Source organism: [Actinomadura] parvosata subsp. kistnae (genome assembly GCF_900323885.1).
GTDB classification, from domain to species: Bacteria; Actinomycetota; Actinomycetes; order Streptosporangiales; family Streptosporangiaceae; genus Nonomuraea; species Nonomuraea composti.
Window position 1 is genome coordinate 426,250 of sequence record NZ_OOHJ01000005.1, and the last position, 22,653, is coordinate 448,902.

The 22,653-nt window shown below is 73.5% G+C and carries 21 protein-coding genes and 1 pseudogene; 12 read left to right on the plus strand and 10 right to left on the minus strand.

Features of this window, described 5'->3' with window-relative positions; genetic code table 11:
* Nucleotides 1–18 precede the first annotated feature (18 nt).
* From KIS93_RS03285 to KIS93_RS03305, 5 genes are read left to right on the plus strand one after another with little or no spacing between them, the layout of a single operon-like run.
* The gene (locus KIS93_RS03285; protein WP_222107196.1) at nt 19–1,014 is read left to right on the plus strand and encodes an ABC transporter ATP-binding protein; all 996 of its coding nucleotides are present in this window, start codon (nt 19–21) and stop codon (nt 1,012–1,014) included.
* The gene (locus KIS93_RS03290; protein WP_080038004.1) at nt 1,011–1,817 is read left to right on the plus strand and encodes an HAD family hydrolase; all 807 of its coding nucleotides are present in this window, start codon (nt 1,011–1,013) and stop codon (nt 1,815–1,817) included. Before KIS93_RS03285 ends, KIS93_RS03290 begins: the two co-directional genes overlap by 4 nt.
* The gene (locus tag KIS93_RS03295) at nt 1,808–2,611 is read left to right on the plus strand and encodes an inositol monophosphatase family protein (protein WP_080038005.1); all 804 of its coding nucleotides are present in this window, start codon (nt 1,808–1,810) and stop codon (nt 2,609–2,611) included. Before KIS93_RS03290 ends, KIS93_RS03295 begins: the two co-directional genes overlap by 10 nt.
* Nucleotides 2,608–3,393: a Cof-type HAD-IIB family hydrolase gene (locus KIS93_RS03300; RefSeq protein WP_080038006.1), complete on the plus strand. Its 786-nt coding sequence runs from the start codon at nt 2,608–2,610 to the stop codon at nt 3,391–3,393. The genes KIS93_RS03295 and KIS93_RS03300 overlap by 4 nt, the downstream gene beginning before the upstream one ends.
* A gap of 17 nt (nt 3,394–3,410) precedes the next feature.
* Nucleotides 3,411–4,922, plus strand: a complete 1,512-nt coding sequence (locus tag KIS93_RS03305; RefSeq protein WP_080038007.1) for a CoA-acylating methylmalonate-semialdehyde dehydrogenase — start codon at nt 3,411–3,413, stop codon at nt 4,920–4,922.
* A 5-nt stretch (nt 4,923–4,927) separates the two neighbouring features.
* Here the strand turns inward: KIS93_RS03305 and KIS93_RS03310 are convergent, their stop codons facing one another.
* Nucleotides 4,928–5,887: a PD40 domain-containing protein gene (locus tag KIS93_RS03310; protein WP_080038008.1), complete on the minus strand. Its 960-nt coding sequence runs from the start codon at nt 5,885–5,887 to the stop codon at nt 4,928–4,930.
* Nucleotides 5,888–5,997: 110 nt separating this feature from the next.
* Here KIS93_RS03310 and KIS93_RS03315 point away from each other — a divergent pair, with 110 nt between their 5' ends.
* Both KIS93_RS03315 and KIS93_RS03320 read left to right on the plus strand, forming a co-directional pair.
* Nucleotides 5,998–6,462 carry a VOC family protein gene (locus KIS93_RS03315; protein ID WP_080038009.1) on the plus strand — a complete coding sequence of 155 codons (465 nt, stop codon included), beginning with the start codon at nt 5,998–6,000 and terminating at the stop codon, nt 6,460–6,462.
* Between the two features lie 78 nt (nt 6,463–6,540).
* Entirely contained in the window at nt 6,541–8,826 is a 2,286-nt protein-coding gene (locus tag KIS93_RS03320) for an FdhF/YdeP family oxidoreductase (protein WP_080038010.1), read from the plus strand.
* 6 nt (nt 8,827–8,832) lie between these two features.
* Here KIS93_RS03320 and KIS93_RS03325 read toward each other — a convergent pair whose 3' ends face one another.
* Together KIS93_RS03325 and KIS93_RS03330 are read right to left on the minus strand one after the other, a co-directional pair.
* Entirely contained in the window at nt 8,833–9,486 is a 654-nt protein-coding gene (locus KIS93_RS03325; protein WP_230466097.1) for a Dps family protein, read from the minus strand.
* 154 nt (nt 9,487–9,640) lie between these two features.
* Nucleotides 9,641–10,789: an FAD-dependent monooxygenase gene (locus KIS93_RS03330; protein ID WP_080038012.1), complete on the minus strand. Its 1,149-nt coding sequence runs from the start codon at nt 10,787–10,789 to the stop codon at nt 9,641–9,643.
* Between the two features lie 92 nt (nt 10,790–10,881).
* Here KIS93_RS03330 and KIS93_RS03335 point away from each other — a divergent pair, with 92 nt between their 5' ends.
* Nucleotides 10,882–11,520 (plus strand): TetR/AcrR family transcriptional regulator, encoded by a 639-nt coding sequence (locus tag KIS93_RS03335; protein ID WP_080038013.1) that lies wholly within the window; start codon nt 10,882–10,884, stop codon nt 11,518–11,520.
* Nucleotides 11,521–11,566: 46 nt separating this feature from the next.
* The gene (locus KIS93_RS03340; protein WP_080038014.1) at nt 11,567–12,415 is read left to right on the plus strand and encodes an alpha/beta fold hydrolase; all 849 of its coding nucleotides are present in this window, start codon (nt 11,567–11,569) and stop codon (nt 12,413–12,415) included.
* Here KIS93_RS03340 and KIS93_RS03345 read toward each other — a convergent pair.
* From KIS93_RS03345 to KIS93_RS03360, 4 genes are all read right to left on the minus strand, one after another.
* Nucleotides 12,408–13,187: an SDR family oxidoreductase gene (locus KIS93_RS03345; RefSeq protein ID WP_080038015.1), complete on the minus strand. Its 780-nt coding sequence runs from the start codon at nt 13,185–13,187 to the stop codon at nt 12,408–12,410. The two genes, KIS93_RS03340 and KIS93_RS03345, sit on opposite strands and share 8 nt — an antisense overlap.
* A gap of 300 nt (nt 13,188–13,487) precedes the next feature.
* The gene (locus tag KIS93_RS03350; RefSeq protein WP_080038016.1) at nt 13,488–14,345 is read right to left on the minus strand and encodes a geranyl diphosphate 2-C-methyltransferase; all 858 of its coding nucleotides are present in this window, start codon (nt 14,343–14,345) and stop codon (nt 13,488–13,490) included.
* Between the two features lie 34 nt (nt 14,346–14,379).
* A complete protein-coding gene (locus KIS93_RS03355; protein WP_222107197.1) occupies nt 14,380–15,522 on the minus strand; it encodes a family 2 encapsulin nanocompartment cargo protein terpene cyclase in 1,143 nt (380 codons plus the stop codon).
* 33 nt (nt 15,523–15,555) lie between these two features.
* Nucleotides 15,556–16,950, minus strand: coding sequence for a family 2B encapsulin nanocompartment shell protein (locus tag KIS93_RS03360; protein ID WP_080038017.1), 1,395 nt, complete (start codon nt 16,948–16,950; stop codon nt 15,556–15,558).
* 146 nt (nt 16,951–17,096) lie between these two features.
* Here KIS93_RS03360 and KIS93_RS03365 point away from each other — a divergent pair, with 146 nt between their 5' ends.
* A complete protein-coding gene (locus tag KIS93_RS03365; protein WP_080038018.1) occupies nt 17,097–17,897 on the plus strand; it encodes an SDR family oxidoreductase in 801 nt (266 codons plus the stop codon).
* A 40-nt stretch (nt 17,898–17,937) separates the two neighbouring features.
* Here KIS93_RS03365 and KIS93_RS03370 read toward each other — a convergent pair whose 3' ends face one another.
* The 3 genes from KIS93_RS03370 to KIS93_RS03380 form a co-directional block, all read right to left on the minus strand.
* A complete protein-coding gene (locus KIS93_RS03370; RefSeq protein ID WP_080038019.1) occupies nt 17,938–18,705 on the minus strand; it encodes an alpha/beta hydrolase in 768 nt (255 codons plus the stop codon).
* A 102-nt stretch (nt 18,706–18,807) separates the two neighbouring features.
* Nucleotides 18,808–19,404 carry a TetR/AcrR family transcriptional regulator gene (locus KIS93_RS03375; RefSeq protein WP_080038020.1) on the minus strand — a complete coding sequence of 199 codons (597 nt, stop codon included), beginning with the start codon at nt 19,402–19,404 and terminating at the stop codon, nt 18,808–18,810.
* Nucleotides 19,405–19,482: 78 nt separating this feature from the next.
* Nucleotides 19,483–20,688: an MFS transporter gene (locus KIS93_RS03380; RefSeq protein WP_222107198.1), complete on the minus strand. Its 1,206-nt coding sequence runs from the start codon at nt 20,686–20,688 to the stop codon at nt 19,483–19,485.
* A 73-nt stretch (nt 20,689–20,761) separates the two neighbouring features.
* On the opposite strand from KIS93_RS03380, the gene KIS93_RS03385 reads away from it, so the two are divergent.
* Nucleotides 20,762–21,325 (plus strand): CGNR zinc finger domain-containing protein, encoded by a 564-nt coding sequence (locus tag KIS93_RS03385; protein ID WP_222107199.1) that lies wholly within the window; start codon nt 20,762–20,764, stop codon nt 21,323–21,325.
* A gap of 227 nt (nt 21,326–21,552) precedes the next feature.
* Nucleotides 21,553–22,610, plus strand: a pseudogene (locus KIS93_RS64470) (AMP-binding protein); the annotation flags it as partial.
* Nucleotides 22,611–22,653 lie beyond the last annotated feature (43 nt).

Sequence of the window (22,653 nt, forward strand, 5' to 3'; positions counted from 1 at the left end):
CGTCCCGACGGCGCTTTCATGTGCCTGCTCGGCCCCTCCGGGTGCGGCAAGACCACCACCCTGCGCATGATCGCCGGGCTGGAGCAGCCGTCGGCCGGCACCATCGCGGTCGGCGGGCGCGTCCTCGACTCCGTGGAGCAGGGCGTGTACGTCCCGCCGGAGAAACGCGGGATGGGGCTCGTCTTCCAGAGCTACGCGCTGTGGCCGCACCTGTCGGTACGCGAGAACGTCGAGTTCGGGCTGCGCATGCGCAAGGTGCCGGCGCCCGAGCGGCGCTCCCGCGCGGAGGCGGCGCTGAAGATGGTGCACGTCTTCGACGCCATGGACCGCTACCCGTCCCAGCTGTCGGGCGGGCAGCAGCAGCGGGTCGCGCTGGCCCGCATGCTCGCCGTCGACCCGGAGGTGCTGCTGCTGGACGAGCCGCTGTCCAACCTGGACGCCCGCCTGCGGCTGGAGATGCGGGCCGAGCTGAAGCGCATCCACGAGGAGTCGGGCGCCACCATCGTCTTCGTCACCCACGACCAGCTCGAGGCGCTGACCATGGCCACTCACGTGGCCGTGATGAACCAGGGCGAGCTGCAGCAGCTCGCCCCGCCCATGGAGATGTACGCCCGCCCGGCCAACCGGTTCGTCGCCGAGTTCGTCGGCAGCCCCGCGATGGCCATCGTGGATGCCGGCCCGGCACCGGGCGGGCTGGCCGCCTCGCTGCTGGCGCACGTCCAGGGGCACGACCGCCCGGCGGCGTTCGGCATCAGGCCGGAGGCGCTGCACCTTGGGACGCCGCCGCCGCCCGGCGCCTGGTCGGGGCCCGCCACGGTCGAGGCCGTGCTGCCGGCCGGCGCGTCGTGGACGGTCCGGCTGCGCGTCCTGGACACCGAGCTGTTCGCCGTCACCCACACCCCGGTCGAGGCCGCCCCCGGCGACACTGTGACCTGCTGGACCGACCAGCTCCACCTGTTCGACGCCGCCGGGCTGCGCCTGCCGGCCCTGGACGATGTGGCAGCTCGCGCATGACCCCGCCGAACGCCGTGCCGGCCTCGCCGAAGGCCCCGCTGACCTCGCCGAAGGCCCTGCTGCTCGACTTCGGCGGTGTGCTGGTCGAGACCGCCAGACGCCCGGGGTGGGCGGCCGAGCTGGCCGCCGACGTGCACGCCCTGCTGGACCGCGCCGGTTTCGGCGGGCTGAGCCCTGCCGAGATCGAGACCGACATCCGGGCGGGCGCCCGCGCCGACTCCCGATGGAAGGACTCCACCTCCCGCCAGTACGCGCCGCAGGAGATGACGCACCGCCGCTTCTGGGCGGAGTTCGTCGCGACGGACTGGCCGGAGCAGGCGCGGGAGCTGGTCACCGCCGAGGCGAGCCCGCTGTGCCGGCGCATGGGCGAGCTGCGCAGCGAGCGCGCCCTGCGCCCCGGCGTCAAGGAGCTGCTGGCCGCCTGCTGGGCGCGCGGCGTGCGCCCAGCCGTGGTCAGCAACGCCCTGTGCGGCCTCGTCCACCGCGACTTCCTGACCCGAAACGGCCTGGACGGGCAGGTGGCCGTGCAGGTCTACAGCGACGAGGCCGGCGTGCGCAAGCCGAACCCGGAGCTGATCCACATGGCCTGCCGGGCCCTGGCCGTCGATCCCGCCGAGGTCTGGTACGTCGGCGACAACTACGACCGCGACGTCGTGTGCGGCGTGCGCGCCGGGGCCGGGGCGACCGTGCTCATGGTCTCGCCCAGCACGGACAAGATCCCGTACGAGGTGCGGCAGCGCCCGCACGCGACCGTCGACAACCCGCTCGGCCTGCTGAGACTGCTGGAGGACACGTGGACCTGACCACCTCGCGCGAGCTGGCCGCGATCGCGAGCCGGGCGGCCAGGGCCGTCGGCGACCGGTTGCGCGGCGCCTTCCGGTCCAGGCCGGAGGTGGCGACCAAGCGCGACTTCCACGACCCGGTGACCGAGCACGACAAGGCGGCCGAGGAGGAGATCCGCGAGGTGCTGGCCCGCCACTGCCCGGACAGCCTCGTGGTCGGCGAGGAGGGCGGCAGCCAGGGCGACGGCACGGTGCACTGGTACGTCGACCCGATCGACGGCACCGCGAACTTCGCCGCGGGGTTGCCGTTCTTCTGCACCTCGATCGGCGCGGCCGTGGACGGCGAGATGGTCGCGGGCGTCGTCTACGACCCGGTCCGCGACGACGAGTTCACCGCCTGGCTCGGCGGCGCGCAGTGCAACGGCGAGCCGATCCGCAGCACGGGGGCGCGCACGGACCGGGAGGCGGTGCTGCTGTCCAGCTATCCCGCGCCGCGCGACCTGGCCGCGGAGGGCGACGAGGCGCTGCACCGCTTCGCCCGCATGGTCAACGCCTTCGCCAGCACCCGCCGCCCGGGCAGCGCCGCGCTCAAGCTCGCGCACGTCGCCGCCGGCTGGTCCGACGTGGCCTTCGGCACGCACGTCAACGTCTGGGACGTCGCGGCCGGCTCCCTGCTGGTACGTCAGGCGGGCGGCACGTACCTCCCCCTGTCGGGCAGCGTCTTCGCCCCCGGCGGCTACCTGGCCTGCGTCGGCGGGTTCGACCTCGACGGCTCCGTGATGGCCGAGGTGGCGACGGCGGTGAAGCCCGCATGATCCGCTGGATCGTCACCGACCTCGACGGCACCCTCGTCGGCCGCGACCTGGCGATGGTGCCGGCCAGCCGGGACGCCCTGCGCCGCTTCCGCGCGGCCGGCGGCCAGGTCGTCATCGCCACCGGCCGGATGGAACGCTCCGCCTTGCGCTACTACGAGGAGCTCGGCCTGGACGGCCCCGCCATCCTCTACAACGGCGCCAGGACGGTGAACCTGGCCACCGGCTCCGTCGGGCGCTCGTGCTCGCTGCCGCCGGAGGCGTGGAAGACGCTGCTGGCGATGTTCGACGACCTGCCGGACGGGGTCCACCCGGTCGCCTTCAGCGGCGGCGAGGCGTACGCGGTCGAGCGGGCGCCCGCCCTGCGCGACTACGCCCGGCGCGACGGGATCACGCTGCGCGACCCGGGCGACTGGACCGCGCTGCCCGCCGGGGACGTCACCAAGTGCATGCTGATCGGCGACCCGCTGCCCGACCCGGACATCCCGGGCACCGTCACCACCCGCTCCGAGGCCACGTACCTGGAGATCCTGCCCGAGGGCGCCACGAAGGGCAGCGCCCTGCGCGAGCTGGCGGCGGCGGCCGGCGTGCCGCCGCGCGAGATCGCCGCCGTCGGCGACAACCCCAACGACCTCGACATGATCGAGCTCGCCGGGCTCGGGGCGGCGGTGGGGGACGGCCACCCCACCGTGCGCGCGGCGGCCGACGTGGTCGTCCGCGCCTGCGCCGACGGGGCCGTGGCGCACGTCGTGGAGCTGGCCTGCCAGGCCAACGGCTGGTCCTGAGAGCTGAGGAGTCGCAAGTGACGAAGACGGTCAAGCATTGGATCAACGGGGCTCTCGCGGACGGCGATTCCGCCCGTGCCGCGGAGCTGTTCGACCCGGCCACCGGCGAGGTGAGCGGGCACGTCGCGCTGGCCTCGGCGGCCGACGTGGACGCGGCCGTCGCCGCCGCGTCCGCCGCCTTCCCGGCCTGGCGCGACACCTCGATCTCGCGGCGCGCGCAGGTGCTGTTCCGCTTCCGCGAACTGCTGGCGGGGCACCTGGACGAGATCGCGGCGGCCATCTCGGCCGAGCACGGCAAGGTGCACTCCGACGCGCTGGGCGAGGTGGCGCGCGGGCTGGAGGTGGTGGAGTTCGCCTGCGGGATCCCGCACCTGCTCAAGGGCGGCTTCTCCGAGGGCGTCTCGACGCGGGTGGACTCCTACTCGATCCGGCAGCCGCTGGGCGTGGTGGCCGGGATCACGCCGTTCAACTTCCCGGCGATGGTGCCGATGTGGATGTTCCCGGTGGCGATCGCGTGCGGGAACACCTTCGTGCTCAAGCCGTCGGAGCGGGATCCGTCGGCGTCGCTGCTGATAGCCCGGCTGTGGCAGCAGGCCGGCTTGCCGGACGGCGTGTTCAACGTGGTGCAGGGCGACAAGGTGAGCGTGGACCGGCTGCTGGAGCACCCGGACGTGCGCGCGGTCTCGTTCGTCGGCTCCACCCCCATCGCGAGCTACGTGTACGCGACCGGCACCGCGCACGGCAAGCGGGTGCAGGCCCTGGGCGGGGCGAAGAACCACATGCTGGTGCTGCCGGACGCGGACCTGGACCTGGTGGCCGACTCGGCGGTGTCGGCCGGGTTCGGCTCGGCGGGCGAGCGGTGCATGGCGATCTCGGTGGTGCTGGCCGTGGACCCGATCGGTGACGAGCTCGTCGCCAAGATCGTCGAGCGGGTCGCGAAGCTGACCGTGGGCCCCGGCGATGACCCCCGCTCGGAGATGGGGCCGCTGGTCACGGCCGCGCACCGGGACAAGGTGGCCTCCTACCTGGACCTCGGCGTGGAGGAGGGCGCCAAGCTGGTCGTGGACGGCCGCCGGAGCACGCTCGTCAGCGGCGAGCAGGCGGACCAGGCGGCCGGGTTCTGGCTCGGCCCGACCGTGCTCGACCACGTGCCGGTCGGGTCGCGGGTGCACACCGAGGAGATCTTCGGCCCGGTGTTGTCGATCGTGCGGGTCCGCTCTTATGAGGAGGGCCTGGAGGTGATCAACGGCGGCGCGTACGGCAACGGCACCGCCGTGTTCACCAACGACGGCGGCGCGGCCCGGCGCTTCCAGAACGAGGTCGAGGTCGGCATGGTGGGCATCAACGTGCCGATCCCGGTGCCGATGGCGTTCTACAGCTTCGGCGGCTGGAAGTCCTCGCTGTTCGGCGACACGCACGTGCACGGCACCGAGGGCGTGCACTTCTACACCCGCGGCAAGGTCGTCACCTCCCGCTGGCTCGACCCCTCCCACGGCGGCGTGAACCTGGGCTTCCCCACGAACGGGTAGCCCCGTCAGCTCTTGGCGCGGGCGTCGAACCAGGGGTAGATGCGCTGCTTCTTGTCGGCCTTCACCAGCGTCTCGACGACCCGGCCCTTGAGGTCGACGACGCCGAAGCCGTCGCGGACCGGCGCGAGCAGGTGCCGCTCGTCGTACCAGCCGAGCACGGGCCCCCAGACGGGGCTGAAGGCGATCTTGATCCGCGTGACGGCCTTACCGGTGCGGGTGTCCCAGACGCACGCGGCCTTCTCCAGCGAGGTGCACGCCGTCACGAAGCGGCGGCCCGACGGGGAGAACGTGCCGAGGCCGTGGCCGACGGGCCGGCCGCGTACCTGCCAGGTGCGCTTGACGGCGCCGGTGAGGTCGTACTGGCGGACGGCGGACCTGCCGTTCTTGCCCCAGCGCACCACGACGCCCTTGCTGTCGCGGGTCCACTGGAAGCCGCCGACCGTGATCAGCGCGTTCTCGATGCGGACGAAGCGGGCCTTCAGCGCGGGCACCTCGACCAGCACGATGCCTTCCGAGCGCGGCTCGAAGCCCGGCTCGAAGACGTTGAGGAGCAGGGTCCGCCCATCAGGGGACCAGGTGGGCCAGGACGTGTGCAGGTAGCCGCGCCCGCGCTCGAGGTCCTCCGGCACGGGCAGCTCCACCTCGGTCTTCCTGCCGGTCCGCCGGTCGAGGAAGCGCACGGTGGGCGCGGCTGGGGCGCGGGTGACGAGCGTGGCCTCCCAGCGCTCGCCGGGGGAGACCGTGACCGGGCCGTCCGCCTTGACGAACGCCTTCTTGGCCGGGCTCCACGCCCGCTGCGAGTCGGGCCTGAGCACCGAGTAGGAGGTGAGCCGCACCGGCCGCCCCGCCAGGTCGGCTACGACGCGCGCGCCGGTGCCCGGCAGCCTCGTGCCGGCGGCCGGCTGGGCGGGCGGGGCGCCGAGCGTGGCGGTCAGGGCGAGCGCGGCCGCTAAGTTCGTGATCATGATGTCCTCCCGGAAACGGATCCGAAGATCATAGCCGCGGGGGATGAAGCGGCGGGCCCGCCCGGTTGCACCGGAGGAACGCGACCAGAAACGTGAGGAGAGACCGGCCCATGACCACGCACCCCACCTCCCCCAACGGCCCCGTCCGCCAGCTCAGGCTGGTCGTCGAGGCGGAGGACTACGAGGCCGCGCTGGCCTTCTACCGCGACGTGCTGGGCCTGCCGGAGCAGGCCGCGTTCTCCAGCGGCGACGGCGCGCGGGTGGCGATCCTCGACGCGGGCCGCGCCACCCTGGAGATCGCCAACCCGGCGCAGAAGGCGATGATCGACGAGGTCGAGGTGGGGCGGCAGGTGGCGCCCAAGATCCGGGTGGCGTTCGAGGTGGACGACGCGGCGGGCACCACCGAGCGGCTGGTCTCGGCGGGCGCGACGGAGGTGGCGCCGCCCACCGTGACGCCGTGGGAGTCGCTCAACGCCCGCCTCGACGCGCCCGCCGGGCTGCACATCACGGTCTTCCAGGAGCTGCGCACCCTGGAGGAGCGCGAGGCGCTCGACGGGTTCGGCAAGGACGCGTAGCCCCGGTCGGATCCGGTCCGCGGGAAAAGTAGAGTTTTTGAGGGGTCGTTTCAGCATCGAGCAGCGAAGACGTGAGACATGGACAAGGTCGAAGGTCAGGACGGTGAGCACCTGTCGGTCGGGGCGCCCAAGACGTGGGCGGCCGGGCTGCCCGGCGTGCGGCACGCGTTGTCGTACGCGTTGTCGCAGACGTCGCCCCGCCGCACCGCGCTGACGCTGCTCAACCTCAACCAGGCCACCGGCCTCGACTGCCCCGGCTGCGCCTGGCCGGAGCCGGGGCGCCGGCACGTCAACGAGTACTGCGAGAACGGCGCCAAGCACGTCACCGACGAGGCCACCACCCGCCGCGTCACCCGCGAGTTCTTCCGCGAGCACCCGGTCTCCGAGCTGGCCGGGCGCTCCGACCAGTGGCTCAACCAGCAGGGCAGGCTCACCGAGCCCATGGTCAAGCGGCCCGGCGCCGACCACTACGAGCCCATCGGCTGGGACGACGCGCTCGGCCTGCTCGCCGCCGAGCTGCGCGGCCTCGACGACCCCGACCGCGCGCTGTTCTACACCTCGGGCCGGCTCGGCAACGAGGCCGCGTTCCTGCTGCAGCTCTTCGCCCGCGCGTACGGCACCAACAACCTGCCCGACTGCTCCAACATGTGCCACGAGTCCAGCGGCGTCGCCCTGATCGACACCCTCGGCGTCGGCAAGGGCAGCGTCAGCCTCGACGACATCCACGACGCCGACCTGGTGTTCGTCGTCGGCCAGAACCCCGGCACCAACCATCCCCGCATGCTGTCGGCGCTGGAGCAGACCAAGCGCTCGGGCGGCAGCGTCGTCGCGGTCAACCCGCTGCCTGAGGCCGGGCTGCTGCGCTTCAAGAACCCGCAGAAGGCGCGCGGCATCGTCGGGCGCGGCACGCCGATCGCCGACCAGTTCCTGCAGATCCGCCCCGGCGGCGACCTCGCCCTGTTCCAGGCGCTCAACCTGCTGCTGCTCCAGTCCGAGGACGAGCGCCCCGGCACCGTGCTCGACCACGCCTTCATCGAGCGGCACACCACCGGCTTCGCCGAGTTCGCCGAGCACGTCCGCCAGGTGGAGTGGGCGGATGTCCTGGCCGCCACCGGCCTGTCGCGGGAGGAGATCGAGCGCGTCCACGCCCGCGTCCTGGCCAGCGAGAAGATCATCGTGTGCTGGGCGATGGGGCTGACCCAGCACAAGCACGGCGTGGCCACCATCAAGGAGATCGTCAACTTCCTGCTGCTGCGCGGCAACGTCGGCAAGCCGGGCGCCGGCGTCTGCCCGGTGCGCGGGCACAGCAACGTGCAGGGCGACCGCACGATGGGCATCTGGGAGCGGCCCCCGAGGGCCTTCCTCGACGCGCTGGAGCGCGAGTTCGGCTTCACCCCGCCGCACAAGCACGGCCTCGACACCGTGGGCGCCATCCAGGCCATGCTCGACGGCCGGGCCCAGGTCTTCCTCGGCGTCGGCGGCAACTTCGTGCGCGCCACCCCCGACAGCGAGGTCACCGAGCGCGCCATGCGCTCGTGCCGGCTGACCGCGCACATCTCCACGAAGCTGAACCGCTCCCACACCGTCTGCGGCCAGACCGCGCTGATCCTGCCGACGCTCGGCCGCAGCGACCGCGACGTCCAGGCGGGCGGCGAGCAGTTCGTGACCGTCGAAGACTCGATGAGCCAGGTCCACGCCTCGCGGGGCCGCCTCCACCCCGCCTCCGACCTGCTGCTCAGCGAGGTGGCCATCATCAGCCGGCTGGCCCGGCTCGTGCTCGGCGACCGGCCCGACATCCCCTGGGAGACGTTCGAGGCCGACTACGGCACCGTCCGCGACCGCATCTCCCGCGTCGTGCCCGGCTTCGAGGACTTCAACGCCCGCGTGGCCGAGCCCGGCGGCTTCCGCCTGCCCAACCCGGTCAGCGAGCGCGTCTTCCGCACCCCGAGCGGCCGGGCCGTCTTCACGTGCAACCCGTTCGCGCGGCTGGAGGCCCCGCCCGGCCACCTGATCCTGCAGACGCTGCGCGCCCACGACCAGTGGAACACGATCCCGTACTCCGGCGACGACCGCTACCGGGGCATCCGGCACGGCCGCCGGGTCGTCCTCGTCAACCCCGACGACCTGGCCGAGCTGGGCATCGCCGAGCGCAGCGTGGTGGACCTGGTCGGCGTCTGGCACGACGGCGTGGAGCGGCGCGCCCCCGCGTTCACGGTGGTGGCCTACCCGACCGCGCGCGGCTCGGCCGCGGCCTACTACCCGGAGACGAACGTGCTGGTGCCGCTGGACAGCGTGGCCGACCACAGCAACACGCCCACCTCGAAGGCCGTGGTCATCCGGCTGGAGCCCGCCGGGCAGGGCTGATGCCGGCTACTTGCCGGAACGGGTGGTGCGGCGCGGCGCCCGGCCCTGCCCGTCGTGCGGCGTCTCCACGAGCGGCGTGTCCACCAGGTGCTCGACCAGGAACCAGGTCTGCAGCTCGCCGGTCCTGATCACGTCGGACACCAGCAGGTCGTTGGTGCCGTCGTCGCCCAGCTCCGCCGCCCTGGACGCGGCGTCGTGCGAGGCGATGAGGATCGTCTCGTGCGCCTCGATCAGCCGCGACAACATCGCCGGCACCTCCTCGGCGCCGTTCGGGGGCCGCGGCACCACCGTAATCTCCGCGACGTGCCGGGGGTCGCCGACCGCGATGCCGCCCAGCGTCTGCACCCGCTCGGCGATCAGGTCCACCAGCTTGAGCTGCTCGTCGGCGTGCTTGTCCAGCAGCAGGTGCAGCTGGTAGAACGTCGGGCCGCGCATCAGCCAGTGGTGCTTCTTGTACAGCGCGTAGAGGATCTGCGTGTCGGCCAGGATCTGGTTCAGCCGCTCGCAGGAGTACTCGCGGGCCTCGTCCGACAGGCCCAGCGGCCACGTCCTGACGGTGCCGAACTCCTGGATCTCGGTGCCGTCGACGTGCAGCCACGGCTGGCTGCTCGACTGCTTCTTCGTCGTCGTCCTGGTGCTGCTTCTGGTCTTGGCGGGCACGATCATCTCCAGGTCCGGTGAGGTGTGAGCCGATCCGACCTCGAACCTTCCCGTACGTCCGGAGAACGAGCTTTAGCCCAGGCCAGCGCATGGCAAAAGTTGTCCGGCTCACGGCTGGCGCACGGCTCAGGGCGCTCGGCTCAGGGCTCGCGGCTCAGGAGGGGAGGGCGGCCGGTGGCCTGAGCAGCCGGTGCCGCAGCCGCGTGACGAGCGGCGCCACGCGGGTGGCCAGGTCGCGGGCCGCGATGCCGGCCCTGGTGGCGGGCACGATGAGCGACGCGGCCTGCGCGATGCCGCGCTGCTTCGGCTCGACCAGGCGGCGGTGCGCCTGCTCGTACCGCTGGAAGGCGGCCTCCGGGTCGCCCGGCGTGGCGGCCAGCTCGCCGGCGAGCGTGGCCGCGCCCGCCATGGCCAGCGTCGAGCCGTCGCCGAACAGCGACACGCACGACCCGGCGTCGCCCAGCAGCACGACCCGCCCGCTGGACCAGCGCGGCAGGCGGACCCGGCTCACCGAGTCGAAGTAGAGGTCGCCGGCGGTGCGCACCCGCTCCAGCAGCTCCGGCGCGCGCCAGCCCACGCCCGCGAACGCCGCGGCCAGCAGCCGCTTGTGCTGCTCGGTGTCGCGGTGGTCGAAGCCGGGCTCCTGCGGCGCGCGGTAGAGGAAGAAGGCCAGGTCGCCGGACGGCGTGGGGCTGACGGCGACGGCCTGGCCGGGGGTGTTGTGCATCAGCACGTCCCGGCCGGGACCCGCCTGGCCGCCGATCGGGGTGGTGGCCACGTACAGGCCCATGTGGCGCACCTCGGCCGCGCCGGGGCCGAACGCCAGCCGCCGGGTCACCGAGTGCAGCCCGTCGGCGCCCACCACCAGGTCGAAGCGGCGGGGCGCGCCGCGCTCGAAGGTGACGTCCACGCCGCCGGCATCCTGGGTGAGGGTGGCGATCGAGTCGCCGAAGACGAACTCGGCGTGGTCGCGGGCGCGCTCGTACAGGATCGAGGCGAGCGCGCCTCGCGGCAGCTCGACCTCGCCCGCGCGCTGCCCGGCGGCCAGGTCCATCCGGGCGACGGTCCGGCCGTCGCCGTCGACGAAGCTGAGCCCGGTGTTGCCGGTGGCGGCCTCGTGCAGCCGCGGCAGGACGCCCATGCGGGCGGCCACGTCCACGGCCGGCCCCCGCACGTCCACCGGGTTGCCGCTGGAGCGCAGGTCCGCGGCGCGCTCGACGACGGTGACGCGGAAACCGTGCCGGGCCAGCCAGTACGCGAGCGTCGGCCCGCCCACGCCGGCGCCGGAGATCAGCACGTTCATGACCCGCCTCCCAATATCTGGAGGAATTTCCTCCACTTGTTTGACGGTAGCATAAGCGGAGGACAAACCTCCAGTCGTGGAAGAGGGAGACAATGGCCGAGGCGCAGGGACTGCGGGCGGACGCGCGCCGCAACCGCGAGCTGATCGTGGCGGCGGCCCGCGAGCTGTTCCTGGAGCAGGGCGTGGACGTGGCACTGGAGGAGGTCGCGCGCCGGGCCGGCGTCGGCATCGGCACCCTCTACCGCCGCTTCCCCGACCGCGACGCGCTGCTGCACGCCGTCGGCGAGCAGACCCTCACCCGCCTGGCCGGCCTGGCCGAGGCCGCCTGGGCCGAGGAGCCCGACGCCTGGCACGCGCTGCGCCGCTTCCTGCGCGGCTGCGCCGAGCTGCGCCTGGGCGAGCTGTCGTCCAAGCTGGACCCGCACCTGCACCAGCCGCTGCGCGCCGGCGACGACCTGCGCGAGCTGCGGCAGCGCTCGATCGACCTGCTGCTGCGGATGACCGAGCGGGCGCAGGCCGACGGCCACCTCCGCCCCGACATCGGCCCCGGCGACCTCGCCCTGCTGATGACCCTGCACGTCCACACCCCGCCCGGGCTGCCCGCCGGCGAGGCCGTCGCCCGCGTCACGGAGATCGTCCTGGACGGCCTGCGCGCCGGCCCCGGCGCCACCCCCCTGCCCGGCACCGCGCTGAGCGGCGACGATCTCGTCCGCCACACGCAGTCCGGCTGAAATACCCGATTGCCCGGCGGTGGCCCCCGGCGGGAGGATCTCCGCCATGCCCTACTACTCAGCCCACGACGGGACCCGCCTCGCCTACCACACCTCGGGCGCCGGCGACCCGCTGATCTGCCTGCCCGGCGGCCCCATGCAGGACGCCACCTACCTCGGCGACCTCGGCGGCCTGGCCGCGCACCGGCGGCTCATCCTGGCGGACCCGCGCGGCACCGGCGACTCCGACCGGCCCGACGACCCCGCCACCTACCGCTGCGACCGGCTCGTGGACGACGTCGAAGCCCTGCGCGAACATCTCGGCCTCGACCGCGTCGACCTGCTCGGCCACTCCGCCGGCGGGAACCTCGCCGTCCTGTACGCCACCCGGTACCCCGACCGCGTCGCCCGGCTCCTCCTGATCGCGCCCAGCACCAAGGCCGTCGGCCTGGAGCCCACCCCGCAGGCCCGCCTGGAGGCGGCGAAGCTGCGCGCCGGCGAGCCCTGGTTCCCCGAGGCGTTCGCCGCATTGGAGCAGGTCCAGGCCGGCACCGCCACCGCCGCGACGTGGGAGGCCGTCGATCCCTTCATGTTCGGCCGGTGGGACGACGCGGCGCGCGCCTTCCAGGAGCTCTGCGACCGGCACCGGAACGACGAGGCCGCCGCCGTGTTCGGCGCGGAGGGCGCCTACGACCCGGAGGCGACCCGCGCGGCTCTGGGCTGCTTCGCCGCGCCGGTGCTGGTGCTGGCCGGCGAGCTCGACCTCAACACGCTCCCGTCCGCCGCCGCCGAGTACGCCGCGCTGTTCCCCGCCGCCGAGCTCGTCGTGCAGCCCGGCGCGGGCCACTCGCCGTGGCTCGACGACGCCGACGCGTTCGTGGCGGCGGTGACGGCTTTCCTCGGCCGTTCTAGCTGAGGCCGCCGTTGCTCAGCAGGAGCTGCCCGTTGATCCACCCGCCCTGCGGCGAGCACAGGAAGGACACCAGGTCAGCGGTGTCGCGCGGGGTGCCGAGCCGGCCCAGCGGCGTCAGGCGCAGCAGCTCCTCGCGCGTCCCGTCCGACATCCAGCCGGTGTCCACCGGGCCCGGGTTGACGGCGTTGGCGGTGACGCCGAGATGGGCCAGCTCGCGCGCGGCGGCCAGCGTGATGCGGTCGAGGGCGCCCTTGCTGGCGCCGTAGGGCAGGTTGCCCACCGTGTGGTCGCTGGTCAGGGCGATGATCCGGCCGGTGCCGTGGGCGCCGGCGAAGCGCCGGCCGTACTCGCGGATCAGCAGCCACGTGGCGCGCGCGTTGACCGCGAAGTGCCGGTCGAAGCTCTCCACGGTGGTGTCGAGCAGGCCGGAGTCGACCGACTCGCAGTGGCACATCACCAGCGCCGTCACCGGGCCGAGGCGGCGCTCGGCCTCGTCGAAGACGAACGCCGGGGCTTCGGGGTCCGACAGGTCGGCCTCGATCGCGGCGGTGGCGGCGCCGCGGGCGGTCAGGGTCTCGGCGATGGCCTCGGTCGCCCCGGCCTCGACGCCCCAGGTCATGCGCTCGTCGTACGGCGTCCAGAAGGTGAAGGCGACGTCCCAGCCGTCGGCGGCGAGCCGCTGCGCGATGCCCGCGCCGATCCCGACCGTGCGGCCGACGCCGGTCACCAGTGCCAGCGGACGGGGAGCGCGGGGCGTGTCATGTGCAGGTGTCACACGACATGATCCTCAAGGGCGCGACACCCGCCCGGCAACTCATTTCCAGGGGAAGAGACGGTGATCCACCGCTTCACGACCGGAGACCTGCCACGAGCCGCTCCGGCTCGCCCACCAGCGGTGGCGCACCCCGTGGGACCGGGACGCGGCCCGCCGCCGGCTCCGGGCGTGGGCGGCGGACGAACGCCTGCTCGTCCACGCCTGCCACCCGCCCTTCGACGAGACGCCGGCGGCCCGGCAGGGAGGCGTCGCCGCGAGGAGGGCTGCCGGGCGGAGGGGGAGGGGCCAGGGAGAGGGGCGTCAGACGCGGTCGGCCGCGATCAGCAGGTACTGGAAGCTGCCGCTCTTGTACGCCTCCAGGAAGGCGTCCTCGATCCCGGTGGCCAGGTGCGTCCTGGCCCGCAGCTCCCAGTAGGGGATGGTGGCGGCCGTGAGGTCCACCACGCTGACCGGCACGAGGCGGTGCGCGGCCAGCTCCTTGAAGTAGGTGCTGCGCGAGTGGATGTCGCAGATGTAGTGGGCGTTGATCTGGCTGATGGCCCGGGAGGGCAGGCCGTAGGCGTCGTTGTAGCAGCCGGTGATGCAGACGTAGCGGCCGCCGCGGCGCAGCAGCCTGGAGTGCTCGGCGAACAGCAGCGACAGCTCGACGTACATGGTGCTCTCGTTGTTCCAGATGGCCTGGAAGTCGCCGGTGGGGAAGCCGGTGTCGAGCATGTTGCGGAAGTGGAAGCGCACCCTGTCGTCCACGCCGCGCTCCTTGGCCTGCTGGTTGGCGAAGGCCACCTGCGACTCGGAGATGGACACGCCGTCGACCTGGCAGCCGGTGCGCAGGTTGGCCAGGAAGCTGGAGCCGCCGCGGCCCGACCCGGCGTCGAGGACGCGGTGCTCGGGGCGCAGCGGGCCGAGATGCGCGACCAGCGTCTCGGCCTGCGTGCTCTCCAGCCGGTGCAGCTCCTTGACGACGCGCTGCTCCCTGGTCTCGGCCGGGCCGTCGAGGACGGACCAGTCCACGTCGCCGATGCCGTAGTGGTGGTGGTAGAGGCCGTCCACCTCCCCCAGGCGCAGGTTGACGGGGTTCTCCTCCGCGTTCCAGTAGTCGGCGACGGACTGCTGGTAGAGACTGCTCAGAACGGGGACTGCATTCGTGGTGACGGTCACCTCGTGCTCCTTCCTATCGCGGTCGATGACGGGATCAGGACTGGTATCGGGTGGTGCTGCCGTGCCATTCGAGCCCGCCGGCCATCCACGCCTGCGCGCCGCGCAGGAACCGCTTCAGCTCGGGGGAGGGCAGGGCCGACAGCTCCCGCTGGCTCTGCTCGAACCCGCGGACGAACGCGTTGTGCAGGCGGACCGTGCGCTCGACGGCCTCCTCGGTGGAGCAGCCCTCCTCGGCGGCGATGAGCAGCACCACGTTGGAGTCGGGCAGCTCGTCGGCGGCCTCCTTGGCGGCCGAGTGCAGGTCGTTGACCAGCACGGAGGCGGTGCCCGCCTGCATGAGCGCGGTGTGGAAGCGCCGCTCCGCGAACAGGTGCGGGGGCAGCTCGTAACCGCCGACGATGTCGATGAGCGTCATGGAGGTGTAGAAGCTGTCGTGCTGGCGGGCCGCGAGGTAGCGCCACACGGGCGGCGGCGTCTCCAGGTAGCGCCAGGCGGCGTAGGCGTCCCAGCTCACGTACATCTGGCTCGTGATGTTGCACAGCCGCATGACCTGCGCGGACGTGGCGTGGCGGGCGGCGTGGCTGGTGGCCGAGCGCAGCGAGACCAGCACCGGGTCGTTCCTGATCGCCTCTTCGAGCTGCTCGGTGTAGCCGCCGGCGTCCGGCGGCGGGTCCATCGCCGACATGACCAGGGCCAGCCGGGGCGGCAGCTCGGTCGGCGTGGCGCCGAGGTCGGTCTCGTCGGCGTAGTAGTCGTCGGCGGCCCACCAGGCGGCGTTCATCTGCGCCGAGATCAGCAGCAGGTCGGGGTCGTCGCTGTCGCTGTGGGTGAGCATGGCCAGCCGCCCGAACCCGGTCGAGGCGAACTCCGCCATCCGCCCCTCGTGCAGCCCGATCCGCTCGGCCCACGCGACCAGCCGCCGGTCCACCTCCGCGCCGAGCGCGTCGTCCACGCGGTCGGTCGCGGGGCAGTAGAGCGGCGGGAACGTGCCGTCGCCCCAGCTCCGCTCCCCGTAGGGCAGCGGCGTCAGGACCGGCCCCCTGAGGGAGCCGCTGGGGGAGGGCGGCTCGTGCCCGTCGTTCTCCTCGAACGGGCGCCGGTACGGCCGCAGCGCGGAGGGCAGGCTGAGCGTGTACGAGCCGAGACCCGTCGGCCCGGCGGGGATGTCAAACGGCATGACGCGCCTCCTGCTCTTCGTGGGGCGGCCGGGTCACGAGCGCGGGGCGGCGACGTCGACGTCCTCGAGGATCCCGATCGCGTCGGGCACCAGGACCGCCACCGAGAAGTAGGCGCTGACCAGGTACGACATGACGGCCTGGGCGTTGATGCCCATGAAGCGCACGTTCAGCCCCGGCTCGTACTCCTCGGGGATGCCCGTCTGGTAGAGCCCGACGACGCCCTGGTCGTCCTCGCCGGTGCGCAGGGCCAGGATCGACGTGGTGCGGTGCTCGGAGATCGGGATCTTGCCGCAGGGGAAGATCGGGATGCCGCGCCAGGCCGGCACCTCGTGCCCGTTGACCTCGGTGCTGCCCGCGACCAGCCCGCGCTTGTTGCACTCGCGGAAGAACGCGGCGATCGCCTTGGGGTGGGCCAGCAGCAGCCGGGTCTTGCGGCGCATGCTGATCAGCTCGTCGAGGTCGTCGGGGGTCGGCGGGCCCGACCAGGTGTAGATGCGCTGGTCGTAGTCGGTGTTGTGGAGCAGCCCGAACTCGGGGTGGTTGAGCAGCTCCGACTCCTGCCGCTCGCGCAGCTCGTGGATGGTCAGGCGGAGCTGCTGCTCGATCTGGTTCATGGGGTCGTTGAACAGGTCGGCGACCCGGGTGTGCACGCGCAGGATGGTCTGGGCGACGCTCAGCTCGTACTCGCGGGGGTGCAGGTCGTAGTCCACGAACGTGCCGTCGATGACCGGCTCGCCGGTGTGGCCCGCCGACAGGTGCACGGCCGCCTCGCCGCGGCGGTTGGCCGGCCTGCTCAGCTTGTCGAGGTAGCCGGCCAGGTGCTCGCGCAGCGCCGCCGAGCGGTCGGCGACGCGGCGCAGCCCGTCGCGTGGCGCGAACAGCGCCGTGCACGGCGTCGTGGCCCTGAATGTGCACGGCCAGCGGGCCTCGTCGTCGGTCAGCACCTCGTCGCCGAACTGGTCGCCGTCGGCGATGACGCCGAGGAACTGGGGGTTGCCGTACCGGCCGGTGGACACGCGCTCGACGCGGCCGTGCGCGATCACCCAGGCGCCGGTGACCGGGTCGCCTTCTTCGGCGACGACGTCGCCGGGCCGCAGCTCGCGCGCCGTGAACTCGCCGGCGATGGCCGCCAGCACGCCGTCGTCGCCGAACCCGCGCAGCGCCGGGATCTCCGTCAGCGTCCCCGGCACGATCCGCGCGTCGCCGGCGCCGCCCGGCACCACGCCGACGCGCCCGCGCCCGGGCCGGTGCGTCAGGCGGCGGTTGACCCGGTAGGTGCCGCCGCGCACGTCGACCCAGGGCAGCATGCGCAGCAGCCAGCGGGAGCTGATGGCCTGCATCTGCGGGCGGGTCTTGGTCGTCGTGGCCAGGTTGCGCGCGGCCCGGGTGTCCAGGCTGAGCCGGGTTTCCGTCGGGTCCGTGGGCATTGTTCCTCCGGGGGGTCGGCTGCCAGTCGCTACTAAAAGTAGTTATATGGCCACTGAGCGTAGAGTCTCTTGATCGATAGGAAAGCTGTCGGGCAGGTGACCCCGATGTGGCCGATCAGTTACTGTCCGTGACAGCAGGAGGAAGCATGAACGACCTGTACGACCGCGTCGCCATCGTGACCGGAGCCGACTCCGGCATCGGGAAGGCCACCGCCGTGGCGCTGGCCGAGCAGGGGTTCGACGTCGGCATCACCTACCACTCCGACCGCGACGGCGCGGAGGAGACCGCCCGCCTCGTCCGCGAGCCGGGCCAGGCGGCCGCGATCCGGCAGCACGACCTCACCGACCCCGAACGGGCCGCCGCCGTCGTGGACGAGCTGGCCGGCGAGCTGGGCGGGCTCGGCGTCCTGGTGAACAACGCCGGCACCGGCAGTCACGAGCCGCTGCTGGAGATGGGCTACGAGCGCTGGCGCCAGATCCTGGCCGTCGACCTCGACGGCGCCTTCCTGTGCGCCCAGCGGGCCGCCCGCCGCATGGTCGGCACCGGGCGCGGCGGGCGGATCGTCAACGTCACCAGCGTGCACGAGGAGTACCCGAAGATGGGTTCGGGCCCCTACTGCGCCGCCAAGGGCGGGCTGCGCATGCTCAGCCGCGTGCTCGCGCTGGAGCTGGCCGACCACGGCATCACGGTCAACACCGTCGCGCCCGGCGAGATCGCCACCCCCATGACCGGGCAGGAGGACCTGCCGCCGCAGCGGGGCAGCCGGCCCGGCAACCCGATCCCCAGGCCGGGCGACGCCCGCGAGGTCGCCGCCGTCGTGGCCTTCCTGGCGGGGCCGACGGCGTCCTACGTGACCGGGGCGACGGTGTTCGTGGACGGCGGCATGACGCTCATGGGCCCGCAGGGCGCCTCGGCGCTCGGCTCGGGCGACTGGCGCGAGCTGTAGGCGCCCGGGGCGGGCATCGTCTACCAGTCGCTACCAGCCGCTACGAGCCGCGGCCGCGCAGGAACGCGGCGCAGCGGTGCGTCCAGTCGGCGACGACCGGATCCTCATCGGCCAGCCCGAGGCCGTGCCTGCCGCTCGGGTACACGTGCACCTCCTGCGCCACGCCGTGCCGGGCCAGCGCCTGCGAGAGCATCAGCGTGTTCTCGACGGGCACGGCCTCGTCGTCGGCCGTGTGCCACAGGAACATCGGCGGCGTGTCCGCGGTCACCCGGCTCGCCAGCGACAGCTCCGCGCGCAGGGAGTCGGGGGCGTCCGCGCCGAGCAGGTTGTCGGAGGAGCCCCGGTGCGCGGCCGGGCCGGTCAGCGCGGTGACGGGGTAGCACAGCACGGCCAGGTCAGGACGGTGGTCGGCCTCGTCCACGGCGTCGTGCGGGCCCTCCGCCGGCACGGGCCCCTTCTCGGTGGCCAGCAGCCCGGCCAGGTGCCCGCCCGCCGAGAACCCCAGCACCCCCACCCGGCCCGGATCCACCCCCAGGTCCGCGGCGTGGTGCCGGACCCAGCGCACCGCCCGGGCGGCGTCCAGGAGGGGGAGCGGGTGGCGGTGCGGCGCGATCCGGTACCGCAGGACGAACGCCGCCACCCCGAGCGCGTTCAGCCACCGGGCGACCGGCGCGCCCTCGTGGTCGGCCAGGTGCTGGTAGGCTCCGCCGGGGCACACCACGACCGCCGGCGCCGGGCCGTCACCCTCGACGGGAAAGGCGGTGATGGTGGCCTCGCCGGTCGCCGGCCACAGGGGGTGCTCGCTCATGCTGGTGCCTCTCGGTGTTGCGCGTTGCTGGTAGAAGGACGTTCAGTAGCCGGGGAGGACGCGGCGCGGCAGGCCGAGGCCGGGCGCTCGGCGTCCCGGGGGTCAGCCGGCGGTCAGGGCGTTCCCGAGCACCGAGGCGACCGCGTCGCGGACGTCCTCGGGCCAGATCGGCAGGCCGTCCGTGCCGGCGAACATGAGGTGCGCGGTGCCCACCAGCGTCGGGGCGAGCCGGCCGATGTCGGCGCCGGGCGCGATGCGGCCCAGCTCCCGCTCGGCGGTGAGGTAGTCGGACAGGATCATCCCGATCTCCGTCATGACCGGGAGCCCGCCGACCGGCCTGGCCTCGCGCAGCCGGGCGCGCACCTGGTTGTGGAAGGTGACCAGGGCGACGATGGAGACGGCCACCGGGTCGAAGAGCTTGATCAGGGCGTCGGTGAGGTTGTCGACGACGGTGCCGGTGCCGGCGGAGTCCTTCAGCACGTCGCCCTGGGCCCGCATCAGGTCGATGCGGTCGAGCACGAACTCCGCGAGGAAGGCGTCGAACGACTCGAAGTGCCGGTGCAGCACCCCCTTGGCGCAGCCGGCCTGCGCGGTGACCGCCCGGCTGGTCAGCGCGTCGGGGCCGCCCTGCCGCAGCACCTCCTCGGCCGCGGTGAAGAGCTGCTCCCGCGGGTCGCGCAGGTGTACGCCGGTCGGCATCGTCGATCCTCTTCCGCCTGGGACCACGCCGTTCGATTGACTAACGGGCGCCTGCCCACTAGGGTGAGCCGACGTTCACTATAGCGCAGCGGCCGCCCTGGCGATCAGCGACCTGCGCAGCAGCGGCCTGATCACCGCGAGCTGGGCCACCGCCAGCAGGAGGCAGGTGAGGGCCAGCGTGCCCCACAATCCCGCCGGCCCCGCGCGATCGAGGAGCTGCGTGCCGCACAGGGGCGCCAGCACGGTGGCGAAGCCCCACGAGATGCCGAAGACCGACAGGTAGCGCCCGCGCGCGTCCTCCGGGGCGAGGTCCACGACCAGCGCGTAGCTGCGGCCGAACATCAGCACGTCGCCCGCGCTCCACACCACTGTCGCGGCCAGGTGGCCCGCCAGCCCGTCCGCCACCGCGTAGCCCGCGAGGCCGGCGGCGAGGAGCAGGTAGCCGTACGCCATCGCCGCGTGGTGGGACAGCGCCGCCGTCCACCGCACCAGAGGCTGGCAGGCCACCATGGTGACGGCCGCGACGGCCGACAGCAGCCCGGCGTCGGCCGCCTCCAGGCCGCGCCGCGCGAGCGCCAGCGGCATCGCCATCCCGGCCTGCATGAAGATCACGGCGGAGAGGGTGCCGGACAGGAGCAGCAACAGGAGCCCGCGATCCCGCCAGACCGACCCTGAGTGTGCGGGGAGGGGCCGGGTTTCGGCGTGGTGCGGAAGGTGGTCGGCGGGCAGGACGAGGCGGACGACGATCGCGCAGAGCACGCAGCTCACCGCGTCCGCCACGAACAGCCAGCGCAGGTCCCACCGGCCGAGACCGGCGGCGATCAGGCCCGCGCCCATGCCGCCCACCGCCAGCGCCGTGTTGAACAGGCTGAACGCCCGCGCCTGCTGGGCCGGCCGCACGGCGTCCGCGATCATCGCCTGGGACGGCGGCTCGTAGAGCTCGAAGACCAGCCCGAGCAGGACGGCGAACACGGCGACCATCGCCACGGACGACGACAACGCGATGCCCGCCTGCGCCAGCGCGCACCCGGCCAGCCCGGCCACGATCGTGCGGCGGCGGCCGAACCGGTCGGCCAGCACGCCGCCCAGCAGCCGCGAGGGGATCGTGGCCAGGCCGAACGCGGCCGAGATCGCGCCCGCGGCGACCGCGCCCACCCCGAAGTCGGTGGTGATCAGGACGGTGAGGAAGCCGAGGGAGAAGGCGCCCAGCCGGTTGATCGCGCGCGCCAGCACGAGCCACCACACCGTACGCGGCAGGCGCTCCGTACGCTCGAGAACCGGCATGAACGCCTCCCGCGTGACCGACCAAGCTGCTAACGTCGGTCACGACCCTAGAGCGCGAAAGGTGACCAGTCAAGTGCTGTTCGATAGTCACGTGGCGATCCTGCTCGACACCGCGGTCTCGCTCGTGAACGTCCTCACCGACGGCGGCGACCGCGGCAAGCCGTACGCGGCCCCCAAGGGCGACGCGCTGCCCGGCGCGATCCGCGCCGTGCTGCCGGGCGGCGTGCCGGTGTCGCCCGAGGAGGCCCTCTACCTGGCCGGCACCACGCTGAAGGTGCGGCGCGTGTTCGAGGCCATGGACGAGGGACGCGAGGACGACGCCGCGGCCGTCGTCAACGCGCTCGTCATCAGCACCGGCGCCCGGCCCCAGCTCGACCGGGCGCCGGGGGAGCCGTGGCAGGTGCACTTCCACGGCGCCGACGACAGCCTCGCCGTCGGCTGGAGCGCCGGCATCGCCTCCGCCCTGACCCTGGCCATCGGCAGCGACCTCGGCGGCCGGCTCGGCGTCTGCCAGGCCCGGCAGTGCGACCGCGTGTACGTGGACGCCTCCCGCAACGGGGTGCGGCAGTTCTGCTCCCGCTCGTGCCAGAGCCGCACGAAGGCGGCCGCCTTCCGCGCCCGCCACGCCGCCCGCTGAGCGTTCCCGGGACGTCGGCGCGTGGTTCTGGCGGGCGCCGGAGTCCCAGGGGGCGCGGCAGGAGGGGCGGCGGGCGCGCGGGCGCAGGCGCAACGTCAGCGTCACCGTGGTGCTCGCGGGCAGCTCCACCGCCAGGCACGCCCCGCCCCCGGCGCCTGAGGGGGTTCCCCGGGCGGGGCCGCGTGCGTCAGCATGCTTGGGTGCGGACCCGGCGGAGGGATGAGCGCATGCTGTCGTACGAGCCCCTGACCCCCACCAGCTTCCTCGAACGATCCGCCACCGTCTTCGGCCCGCGGCTCGCGGTCGTGGACGGCGAGCTGGAGCTCACCTACGCCGAGCTGTGGCAGCGCGTCCAGCGCCTGGCGGGCGCGCTGGCCACGGCCGGGGTGCGGCCCGGCGACCGGGTGGCGGTGCTCGCGCTCAACGGGCACCTGCTGCTGGAGTCCACGTTCGGCGTGCCGGCGGCGGGCGCCGTCATGGTGCCGCTGAACATCCGCCTGTCCGCCGGCGAGCTGGCCTACATCATCGGCCACGCCGAGGTGACGCTGCTCCTGCACGACGACGCCCTCACCGGCCTGGCCAGGCAGGCGGCCGAGGGGACCGAGGTGCGGCTGGTGTCGGCCACCGCCTGTGAGACGCTGCTGGCCGTGGCCGAGCCGCTGCTGGTCAGGGTGGAGGACGAGCTGGCGCCGCTGTCCATCAACTACACCAGCGGCACCACCGGCCGCCCGAAAGGCGTCGTCTACCACCACCGCGGCGCCTACCTCCAGGCGCTGGCCATGGCCCTGCACACCCGGCTCGACGCCGCCTCCTCCTACCTGTGGACGCTGCCGATGTTCCACTGCCACGGCTGGTGCTTCCCGTGGGCGGTCACGCTGGCCGGCGCCCGGCACGTCTGCCTGCCGAGGATGGAGCCGGACGAGGCGTGGCGGCTGATCCGCGCCCACCGCGTCACCCACCTGTGCGGCGCGCCGACCGTTCTCACCTCGCTGCTCGCGCACGACGACGCTCCGGCGCGGGCGTCGGACCCGCGCCTGCTCGCCTGCGTCGGCGGCGCGCCCCGAGCCCCGCCCTGCTCGGCCGGGCGCTGCGGGCCGGCATCGACGTCATCCATCTGTACGGGCTCACCGAGACGTACGGGCCCGTCGCCATCTGCCAGCCCCAGCCCGAATGGTCTGACCTGCCGGTGGCGGAGTCGGCCGCGCTGACCGCCCGCCAGGGCGTGGGCAACGTGATCGCCCAGCGCCTGCGCGTCGTCGGCGACGACGGCCGCGACGTGCCCGCCGACGCCGCCACCGTCGGCGAGATCGCGGTGCGCGGCAACGACG

What these genes read in the sequence shown, in the direction of transcription:
- KIS93_RS03380 (WP_222107198.1), bottom strand. Translation starts at nt 20,688, where the DNA reads ATGCCGGTTCTCGAGCGTACGGAGCGCCTGCCGCGTACGGTGTGGTGG.
- KIS93_RS03290 (WP_080038004.1), top strand. Translation starts at nt 1,011, where the DNA reads ATGACCCCGCCGAACGCCGTGCCGGCCTCGCCGAAGGCCCCGCTGACC.
- KIS93_RS03355 (WP_222107197.1), bottom strand. Translation starts at nt 15,522, where the DNA reads ATGCCGTTTGACATCCCCGCCGGGCCGACGGGTCTCGGCTCGTACACG.
- KIS93_RS03315 (WP_080038009.1), top strand. Translation starts at nt 5,998, where the DNA reads ATGACCACGCACCCCACCTCCCCCAACGGCCCCGTCCGCCAGCTCAGG.
- KIS93_RS03340 (WP_080038014.1), top strand. Translation starts at nt 11,567, where the DNA reads ATGCCCTACTACTCAGCCCACGACGGGACCCGCCTCGCCTACCACACC.
- KIS93_RS03375 (WP_080038020.1), bottom strand. Translation starts at nt 19,404, where the DNA reads ATGCCGACCGGCGTACACCTGCGCGACCCGCGGGAGCAGCTCTTCACC.
- KIS93_RS03285 (WP_222107196.1), top strand. Translation starts at nt 19, where the DNA reads ATGTGCCTGCTCGGCCCCTCCGGGTGCGGCAAGACCACCACCCTGCGC.
- KIS93_RS03365 (WP_080038018.1), top strand. Translation starts at nt 17,097, where the DNA reads ATGAACGACCTGTACGACCGCGTCGCCATCGTGACCGGAGCCGACTCC.
- KIS93_RS03335 (WP_080038013.1), top strand. Translation starts at nt 10,882, where the DNA reads ATGGCCGAGGCGCAGGGACTGCGGGCGGACGCGCGCCGCAACCGCGAG.
- KIS93_RS03370 (WP_080038019.1), bottom strand. Translation starts at nt 18,705, where the DNA reads ATGAGCGAGCACCCCCTGTGGCCGGCGACCGGCGAGGCCACCATCACC.
- KIS93_RS03310 (WP_080038008.1), bottom strand. Translation starts at nt 5,887, where the DNA reads ATGATCACGAACTTAGCGGCCGCGCTCGCCCTGACCGCCACGCTCGGC.
- KIS93_RS03320 (WP_080038010.1), top strand. Translation starts at nt 6,541, where the DNA reads ATGGACAAGGTCGAAGGTCAGGACGGTGAGCACCTGTCGGTCGGGGCG.
- KIS93_RS03360 (WP_080038017.1), bottom strand. Translation starts at nt 16,950, where the DNA reads ATGCCCACGGACCCGACGGAAACCCGGCTCAGCCTGGACACCCGGGCC.
- KIS93_RS03300 (WP_080038006.1), top strand. Translation starts at nt 2,608, where the DNA reads ATGATCCGCTGGATCGTCACCGACCTCGACGGCACCCTCGTCGGCCGC.
- KIS93_RS03330 (WP_080038012.1), bottom strand. Translation starts at nt 10,789, where the DNA reads ATGAACGTGCTGATCTCCGGCGCCGGCGTGGGCGGGCCGACGCTCGCG.